This is a genomic window from Adlercreutzia aquisgranensis, assembly GCF_943193145.1.
Classification (GTDB): domain Bacteria; phylum Actinomycetota; class Coriobacteriia; order Coriobacteriales; family Eggerthellaceae; genus Xiamenia; species Xiamenia aquisgranensis.
Genome location: NZ_CALPDA010000021.1, coordinates 1 through 8,557 on the forward strand (window position 1 = coordinate 1; position 8,557 = coordinate 8,557).

Sequence of the window (8,557 nt, forward strand, 5' to 3'; positions counted from 1 at the left end):
ACGATTCCGCAGCGGCGAGAGGCCCCGACCCGTCATAGCGGCACGGAGCGGGGAAGGCGGCAGGAGCGGCAGGAACCTGCACGCGGGGGCGGCGCGGGGCGAGGGTCCCGACGCGATTCCGCAGCGGCAAGAGGTCCCAACCCGCCGCAACCGCGCGAGGCGAGGACAAGCGGCGGGACCCTCGCCCCGCGCCGCCCCCGCCTAAGAAACTTCCACGCCGCCAAAAAAGCCGCTAGCCCTCGAAGCTGACGCGAGCACCCTGAGGAGTGTCCTCGATGATAAAGCCCATGTCGGCAAGGCCGTTGCGCACGGCATCGGCAACAGCCCAGTTCTTCTGCGCGCGCGCATCGGCACGGGCGTCAAGCAGCGCCTGCACGGCGGCTTCCCTGTCAAGCCCCTCGAAACCGGCCAGGTCGCGGGCCAGCATGAGCACCGCCTCGGGATAGTCGGCGCCGGCCTGCCCTTCGCCGGCAGCCTCAAGCTGAATGCCGAGCACGCCCGTAAGCTCCACGATCATATCGCGCACCTGGGCCACGGCGGGCACGTCAGTCTTCGAGAGCACGCGCCCGTCAAGGGCGGCGTTGGCCGAGCCGATGAAGTCGAAGATGACGCCCAGGGCCCGCGGCGCGTTGAAGTCGTCGTCCATGGCCTTCACGAACTCCACCTTCGCCTCGCGCGCCATGGCCGTGAGCGCCGGCGCGTCCAGGGTGGAGGTGGCCTCGGCCGAGGCGTTGTCCATCTGCCAGTCGAGGTTGCGCACGGCGTTCTCGATGCGGCCGAGGGCGCTGGCGGCCTCGTTCAGTCGCTCGTCGGAGAAGTCCAGGGGGCTGCGGTAGTGGGTCTGCAGCATGAGGAAGCGCAGCACCTCGGGACGGGTGACGTCCAGCACGTCGCGCAGCAGCATGAAGTTGCCCAACGACTTGCTCATCTTCTCCTTGTTGACCTGCAGCATGCCCCCGTGCATCCAGTGGTTGGCGAAGGTGCAGCCGCAGGCCGCCTGGCTCTGGGCGCACTCGTTCTCGTGATGGGGAAACACCAGGTCGGCGCCGCCGCCGTGGATATCGAAGGGAAGGCCCAGGTACTTGCGGCTCATGGCCGAGCACTCGATGTGCCAGCCGGGGCGACCCATGCCCCAGGGGCTCTCCCAGGCGGGCTCGCCGGGCTTGGCGGCCTTCCACAGGGCGAAGTCCAGAGGGTCGCGCTTGCGGTCCTCAAGGCCGGCGCCGTCGGCGCGCAGCTCACGGTGGCCACCTTCCATCTCGTCGATGTTGCGGCCGGAGAGCTGGCCGTACTCCGGATAGCTGCGCACGCTGAAGTACACGTCGCCGTCCTGCTCGTAGGCGTGCCCCTTGGCAATCAGCTCTTCCACGAGCGCGATCATCTCGGGAATCTCCCGGGTTGCGTAGGGGCGCACGGTGGGGTCCATGACGCCCAGCCGGCGCATGTCCTCGATGAAGGCGTCGGCGTACTCCCGAGCCACGTCGGCAGCGGGGCGACCCTCCTCGTTTGCCTTGTTGATGATCTTGTCGTCCACATCGGTGATGTTCTGGACGAAGGTCACATCGAAGCCGCGCCACAACAGGTAGCGGCGAATCACGTCGAAGGAGACGAAGGTGCGCGCATTGCCGATATGGATGTAGTTGTACACGGTGGGACCGCACACGTACATGCCCACCTTCCCAAGCTCGAGGGTCTGGAGGTCCACCTTCTGGCGGAGCTTGGTGTCGTAAAGTCGAATCATGGAGTCGGGCCTTTCTGCCGATAATCTCAACTGACGGGTGCGGGGCTAGTCGCTACATCGCAGGCACAGGGCCACGGCGCTGGCCGAGATGCCCTCCTCGCGCCCCTCGAAACCCAAGCGCTCGGTGGTGGTGGCCTTCACGCCCACGTTTTCCACCGGGATGTCCATGGCCCGGGCCAGGTTCTCGCGCATCTGCTCGCGGTAGGGCGAGAGCTTGGGGGCCTGGGCGGCCACGACACTGTCCACGTCCAGGATACGGTAGCCCTCCTCGCGCACCTTGGCCGCCACGGCCGCCAGCAGCTTCAGGGAGTCGGCCCCCGCATAGGCCGGGTCGGTATCGGGGAAGAGCTTGCCGATGTCGCCGCCGCGGATGGCGCCCAGCAGCGCATCGGAGATCGCATGGGCCAAAACGTCGGCGTCGGAATGGCCGAGCAGCCCCTTGACATGGGGGATCTCCACGCCGCCCAAGATGAGCTTGCGCCCTTCCGCAAGCGCATGGACGTCGTAGCCCTGGCCCACGCGCAGGCTGCCGAGGGCTTCCAAGGCATCGCTTCCCATAGCCTACTCCCCTCCCTGGGCATAGCGCTGGCGCACGGCGGCGGCCAGCAGCAGGTAATCTTCGGGCACCGTCAGCTTGATGTTGTCGCGCTTGCCCTCCACCACGCGCACCCGGCCGCCCAGCCGCTCGATGAGCGACGAGTCGTCGGTGCCCACGAAGCCGTCGGAAAGGGCGCTGGCGTGGGCCCGCCGGTAGATGCCCGCACGGAACACCTGCGGGGTCTGGGCGTTCCAGAACACGCGCCGGTCGGGGGTGCCCACGATGAAGCCGTTCTCGATGACCTTCAGCGTGTCCACGGCCGGATGGGCCACCACCGCCCCGTCGCAGTCCACGTTGCCCTTCAGCGTGGCGATGGTGTGCTCGATGAGCTCGGGGGTGACAAGCGGCCGGGCACCGTCGTGCAGCGCCACGTACTCGAACTGCTCGGGGACGAACTCCAGCCCCGAGAAGGCCGACTCCTGACGCGTAGGACCTGCCGGAGCCACCACGATGGGGGTGACGAACGGAAAGGGATCGATAGCGCGCACCAGGTACTCGCTCTGGCGCTCCTCGGGGCACACCACCACGATCAGCCCCACGTCCCCCACGGCATCGAAGGCCTCGGCCGACCAGGTGAGGATAGGCTTGCCCGCGATCTCGACCAGCTGTTTGCCGCCGTCGCGGCCGAAACGCTCGCCGGTTCCGCCGGCCAGGATGATGGCCGCGGTCTGGGCCTTCTTGTCCACCTTGCCCTGCAGCCCCACCATCTCCTGGGGTAGGCTGCCCCAGTCGAAGGATTCTTCGATCAGCTGCGAGGCCTGCAGCACTTCCGGGGTGAACACCGGGTCGATGGTCGTGGTCATGGTAGCGCCCTTCCTTCTGGCGGAAACGGTTCGGCGAAGCAATGCTTGGCACCAGTATAGTGCAAGCGACTCACAGCTGCGTGGTGACCACCTGGGAATCGATGCCCACAGCGCGCAGCGCATCGATGATTGCCTGCTTGTGGTCGGGCCCGAAGGCCTCCACGGTCACGCGCAGCTCCACGGCGGCGTTGCGGTTGGTGGAGACGAACTGGTTGTGGTCCAGGCGGATGACGTTGCCGTTTGCCTGGGCGATGGTCTGGGCCACCAGCAGCAGCTGGCCGGGGCGATCGGGCAGAAGGGCGCTCACGGTGAACACGCGGTCGCGCTGGATGAGCCCGTGCTGCACCACCGACGACATGGTGATCACGTCCATGTTGCCGCCGGAGAGCACGCAGGCCACGTTCTTGCCGGCCACGTCCAGGTGCTTCAGCGCAGCCACGGACAGAAGCCCGGAGTTCTCCACGATCATCTTGTGGTTCTCCACCATGTCCAGAAACGCGCCGATGAGTTCGCCGTCCTCCACGCACACGATCTCGTCCACGTTGTCGCGGATGTAGGGAAACACCTGGTCGCCCGGCTCCTGCACCGCGGTGCCGTCGGCGATGGTGGACACGGAGGGCAGCTTCACCACCTGGCCGGCCTCAAGCGAGGCCCTCATGCAGGCGGCGCCGGCCGGCTCCACGCCTACCACCCGGATGCGCGGGTTCAGGAGCTTGGCCAGGGTGGACACCCCCGCCGCAAGGCCGCCTCCGCCGATGGGCACCACGATCACGTCGATGAGCGGCTGCTCCTGCACGATCTCCATGGCAATGGTGCCCTGGCCCGTGGCCACCGCCAGATCGTTGAAGGGGTGCACCATGGTGAGCCCCTCCTCCTGCGCCAGACGGCAGGCGGCCTCGTAGGCCTCGTCGTACACGTCGCCCACCAGCACCACTTCCGCCCCCAGCGCCCGGGTGCGCTCCACCTTTATATAGGGGGTGGTGACCGGCATGCAGATAACCGCCCGCGCGCCGAACTGCTGCGCGGCGTAGGCCACGCCCTGGGCATGGTTGCCGGCACTGGCCGTCACCAGGCCGCGCTCGCGCTCCTCTTCGGAGAGCGTGGATATCTTGTAGTAGGCCCCGCGCACCTTGTAGGCGCCGGTGCGCTGCAGGTTTTCCGGCTTCAGGTACACGTTGGCGCCGCTCTGCTCGCTGTAGAAGGGGCTGTACACCAGCTTGGTCTCCAGCGTCACCTCCCGAACCCGTGCCGCCGCCTCGGTGTACGCCTCTCGCGTGAGCATTGTGAAACCTCGTCCCTGTATCCCGGTGCCTGAATGGTGTTTTGGTATTCTAGCACGCACGACGACGTCGTATCGGGAAAGGAAGCGCTTCATGAAGAGCATTCAAACGACCCAGGCCCCTGCCGCAATCGGGCCCTACGTGCAGGCCAACCTCGCCTTCGGGCGGCTATACACCTCGGGCCAGATCGCCATCGACCCGGCCACCGGCAAGTTGGTCGAGGGCGACATCACCGCCCAGACCGCCCAGGTGATGGCGAACATCGACGCGTTGCTGAAGGAAGCGGGCAGCAATTGGGACCATGTGGTGAAGACCACCTGCTTCCTGACGGATATGGGCGACTTCGACGCCTTCAACGCCGAGTACGCCAAGAGCTTCGCCGACGTGCTGCCGGCCCGTTCCTGCGTGGCCGTGGCGGGCCTGCCGAAGGGGGCGCTCGTGGAGGTGGAGGTCATCGCCATGCTGGCCGAGATCTAGCAGCGAAAGGCCGGCGCACGACGGCACTCGGCACCCCGCGCCGTGCGGTTTCGCACTGCAGCGAAAGCAGGGCCCCGGAGACGACGATCTCCGGGGCCCTGCACGTTTCCGCTACCGGACCGGCCTTCCTAGTCGGCCGCCCCTCCCGCAGCTCCGCCGCCCGGGGCGCCGGAACTGGCGTGGCCCAGGTCGAAGTTGGTGAGCAGAAGCTCGGCCTCGCGGGCGATGCTGTCGCGCTTGCGGGGCGCGGGAATCTCGCCGGAGCCCTGGGCGAACACCAGCTCGCCGTCGACCGCGTCCACCTCCACGATGGAGCCGGCCGTCCACTTCCCTTCCAAAATCTCCTCGGAAAGCGGGTCCTCCAGCAGACGCTGGATGGCGCGGCGCAGCGGACGGGCGCCGAAGGTGGTGTCGGTGCCCTCCTTGGCGATGAGCCGGCATGCGGCCTCGGTCAGGTTGATGGACATGTTCTGAGCGATCATGCGGTCACGCAGGTCGGCCACCATGAGGTCGACGATCTTGACGATCTGGTCGTCGGTGAGCGACTTGAACACGATGATCTCGTCGATGCGGTTCAAAAACTCGGGCCTAAACAGCTTCTTCATCTCGGCCATAACACGGCTCTGGATCTCCTTGTCGGACAGGCCCGCGTGCTCGTCGGCCGAGAAGCCCAAGGTGTTGGGCTGGGCGATCTCGCGGGCGCCCACGTTGGAGGTCATGATGATGACCGCGTTGCGGAAGTCCACCGTGCGTCCCTGGGAGTCGGTGAGGCGCCCCTCCTCCAAGATCTGCAGCAAGATGTTGAACACGTCGGGGTGCGCCTTCTCGATCTCGTCGAAGAGCACCACCGAGTAGGGGCGCTGGCGCACGGCCTTGGTGAGCTGGCCGCCCTCGTCGAAGCCCACGTAGCCCGGAGGGCTGCCGATGAGCCGCGAGACGGTGTGCTTCTCCATGTACTCGGACATGTCGAAGGAAATGAGGGCGTCCTCCGAATTGAACAGGAACTCGGCCAGCGCCTTCGAGAGCTCGGTCTTGCCTACGCCCGACGGGCCCAGGAAGATGAACGAGCCGGCGGGGCGCTTGGGGTCCTTGAGCCCGGCGCGGCTGCGGCGGATGGCCTTCGACAGCGCCGTGACCGCCTCGTCCTGGCCGATGACACGCTCGTGCAGCACGCCTTCCATGCGCAGCAGCTTCTCGGTCTCGGCTTCGGTGAGGTTGGACACGGGCACGCCGGTGGTCATGGACACCACGTCGGCGATGTCCTGCACGGTCACCTGCTGCACCGTCTTGGCGGAGTCCTCCTCCCACTGCTTCTCAGCCTGGACGCGCTGCTCCTTCAGCGTGGTCTCCTGGTCGCGCAGCACAGCCGCCTGCTCGAAGTCCTGGGCTGCAATGGCGGCGTCCTTCTTCTGGCGCACCTCGCGCAGCTGGTCGTCGAGCTCGCGCAGCTCCTTGGGAAGGGTCATGTTGCGGATGCGCATGCGGGCGCCGGCCTCGTCGAGCACGTCGATGGCCTTGTCGGGCAGGTAGCGGTCCTGGATGTAGCGGTCGGCCAGGGTGACGGCCGCATGCAGGGCCTCGTCGGTGAAGTGCACCTGATGGTGCGCCTCGTAGCGGTCGCGCAGGCCCTCCATGATGCGCACGGCCTGCTCCTCGGTGGGCTCGCCTACGGTGATGGGCTGGAAGCGTCGCTCCAGGGCGGAGTCCTTCTCCAGGTGCTTGCGGTACTCCTCCAGCGTGGTGGCGCCGATGACCTGGATCTCGCCCCGGGACAGCGGCGGCTTCAGGATGGCGGCCGCGTCGATGGAGCCCTCGGCCGAACCGGCGCCGATGAGCGTGTGCATCTCATCGATGAACAGGATCACGTCTCCCGCGTCCTGAACCTCCTTGATGCACTTCTTCAGGCGCTCCTCGAACTCGCCGCGGTACTTGCTGCCCGCCACCAGCGCCGACACGTCCAGCGTGATCAGACGCTTGCCGCGCAGGATGTCGGGCACCTGGTTCGATACGATGAGCTGGGCCAGGCCCTCGGCCACGGCGGTCTTGCCCACGCCGGGCTCGCCGATGATGAGCGGGTTGTTCTTCTGGCGCCGCGACAGGATCTGCATGACGCGCTCGATCTCGCCGGCGCGCCCGATGACCGGGTCGAGCTTGCCCTCGCGGGCCTTGGCCGTAAGGTCGGTGCCGAACTCCTTGAGCATGCTGTCGGGCATGGACCCGCCGTCGAAGGGGTTGCGCCCGGCGTAGACGGGGCTTTGCCCCACCAAATCGTTCAGCGCGCCGCGCACCGCGTCCCCGGTGACGTTCAGGCGCCCGAGCACCTCCATGGCCGTATCGTCGCCCTCGCGCACCAACCCCAGCAGCAGGTGCTCGGTGGAGATGTAGCTCTGACCCATCTGCATGGCCTCGCGAAGCGAGCTCTCGAGCACCCGCTTCACCCGCGGCGTGAAGGACAGGTGCCCCGACACGTCGGCGTCCTCGTCGATGCTGACCACCTGGCGGATGGTCTGCACCACGCCGTCGTAGGTGACGTTGAGCCGCGCCAGGGCCTGGGCGGCCATGCCGTCCTTCTCCTGGATGAGGCCGAGCAGGATGTGCTCGGTGCCCACGTAGGGCTGGTGCAGCCCCCGGGCCTCCTCCTGGGCCAAGACGAGCACCTTGCGCGCCTTGTCCGTGAACTTCTCGAATGACATGGGACCTCGCTTCTCTTCTCGGGGCTCCGCGGACGTGCGTCCCGAGCCGCAAATATTTGGGATCCATCTTAGCACTCGCGTCAACAGACTGCTAAGCGCGCCTGAAGCAGAGCCCCTCGAACACAATTTCGCCGTATCTGACGAAGCACCTCACCGATCGCGGCCAGCCGGGGCCCGACGCAGCCCATAGCCCCTGCGCGCGACGCCTTCCGAAGGCGACTTCCGTTTCGAGCCCCGCGGGCCGCGTATTGGAAGATTCGCTTAAGGTTTCGCGCAGTCGGCACGGGAGGGCGGCAACAGGTATATCATGGGCGCAATGAAAACCCTCGACCAGGAGAGAACCATGGATCAACCTCAAGCCGGATGGTACCCGGACCCGTCGGGAGAGGCGGGCAAGCTTCGCTGGTGGGACGGCGCCCAATGGACCGACAACTACACCACCGTGCAGGAGTGCGCCCAGCCGGCCGCCCAGGCGTCTCAGCCCGAGGCAGCACAGAGCCCCTATGCCCAGGCGCCCTCGTACTACGCCACCCCCGACCAGCCGCTCCCCTACGGCGGCTATGCCACCTACCCCATGACCGAGACCGACCGCACCCTGCGCCTCATCAACTTCATCCTGTGCGTGGTCACCTGCGTCACCGTCTGCTGGGTCATCATCCCGCTCGCCTGGATGATCCCCATGACCGTGCATTCCTGGAACATCTACAAGGGCACCAAGCCCAACACCGTCGCCTTCGGCGTGTGCACCCTCATCTTCGTGTCGCTGGTCGGCGGTATCCTGCTGCTGGTAAGCAAGAAGGACAACCAGTAGCCCTGCGCTCCTTCAAACGGCCGCCAAAGCCGCCGTTTGAAGTCCGTCGCCCTTAAGGCCGCCGAAGCGCCCGCATCTGAACTGCACCCCAGTTCTTAGACGGGCTAATAAAGACTAAGCTGCAAGGGACTGATTCCGGAACTCCTCCGGAGTC

Annotated in this window: 7 protein-coding genes; 2 read left to right on the forward strand and 5 right to left on the reverse strand. The window is 66.7% G+C overall.

The features are described 5' to 3' along the window. Positions 1–232: 232 nt before the first annotated feature. The 4 genes from cysS to ilvA all read right to left on the reverse strand — a co-directional run bounded on the left by cysS (position 233) and on the right by ilvA (position 4,424). The gene (gene cysS / locus NFR41_RS10345) at positions 233–1,741 is read right to left on the reverse strand and encodes a cysteine--tRNA ligase (RefSeq protein ID WP_251231786.1); all 1,509 of its coding nucleotides are present in this window, start codon (positions 1,739–1,741) and stop codon (positions 233–235) included. Positions 1,742–1,786: 45 nt separating this feature from the next. Further along, positions 1,787–2,299, reverse strand: coding sequence for a 2-C-methyl-D-erythritol 2,4-cyclodiphosphate synthase (gene ispF, locus NFR41_RS10350; RefSeq protein ID WP_251231787.1), 513 nt, complete (start codon positions 2,297–2,299; stop codon positions 1,787–1,789). Between the two features lie 3 nt (positions 2,300–2,302). Then, positions 2,303–3,142 (reverse strand): 2-C-methyl-D-erythritol 4-phosphate cytidylyltransferase, encoded by an 840-nt coding sequence (gene ispD / locus NFR41_RS10355; protein ID WP_251231788.1) that lies wholly within the window; start codon positions 3,140–3,142, stop codon positions 2,303–2,305. A gap of 70 nt (positions 3,143–3,212) precedes the next feature. Continuing rightward, positions 3,213–4,424 (reverse strand): threonine ammonia-lyase, encoded by a 1,212-nt coding sequence (gene ilvA / locus NFR41_RS10360; RefSeq protein WP_160213868.1) that lies wholly within the window; start codon positions 4,422–4,424, stop codon positions 3,213–3,215. A 91-nt stretch (positions 4,425–4,515) separates the two neighbouring features. Between ilvA and NFR41_RS10365 the strand changes: the two genes are divergently transcribed. Then, the gene (locus NFR41_RS10365; protein ID WP_251231789.1) at positions 4,516–4,899 is read left to right on the forward strand and encodes a RidA family protein; all 384 of its coding nucleotides are present in this window, start codon (positions 4,516–4,518) and stop codon (positions 4,897–4,899) included. Between the two features lie 128 nt (positions 4,900–5,027). On the opposite strand, the gene NFR41_RS10370 is transcribed toward NFR41_RS10365, so the two are convergent. Further along, complete coding sequence (locus NFR41_RS10370; RefSeq protein ID WP_160213873.1) at positions 5,028–7,592, reverse strand: ATP-dependent Clp protease ATP-binding subunit; 2,565 nt, start codon at positions 7,590–7,592, stop codon at positions 5,028–5,030. Positions 7,593–7,935: 343 nt separating this feature from the next. On the opposite strand from NFR41_RS10370, the gene NFR41_RS10375 reads away from it, so the two are divergent. Beyond that, entirely contained in the window at positions 7,936–8,403 is a 468-nt protein-coding gene (locus tag NFR41_RS10375; protein WP_251231790.1) for a DUF2510 domain-containing protein, read from the forward strand. The last annotated feature ends 154 nt before the right edge of the window (positions 8,404–8,557 follow it).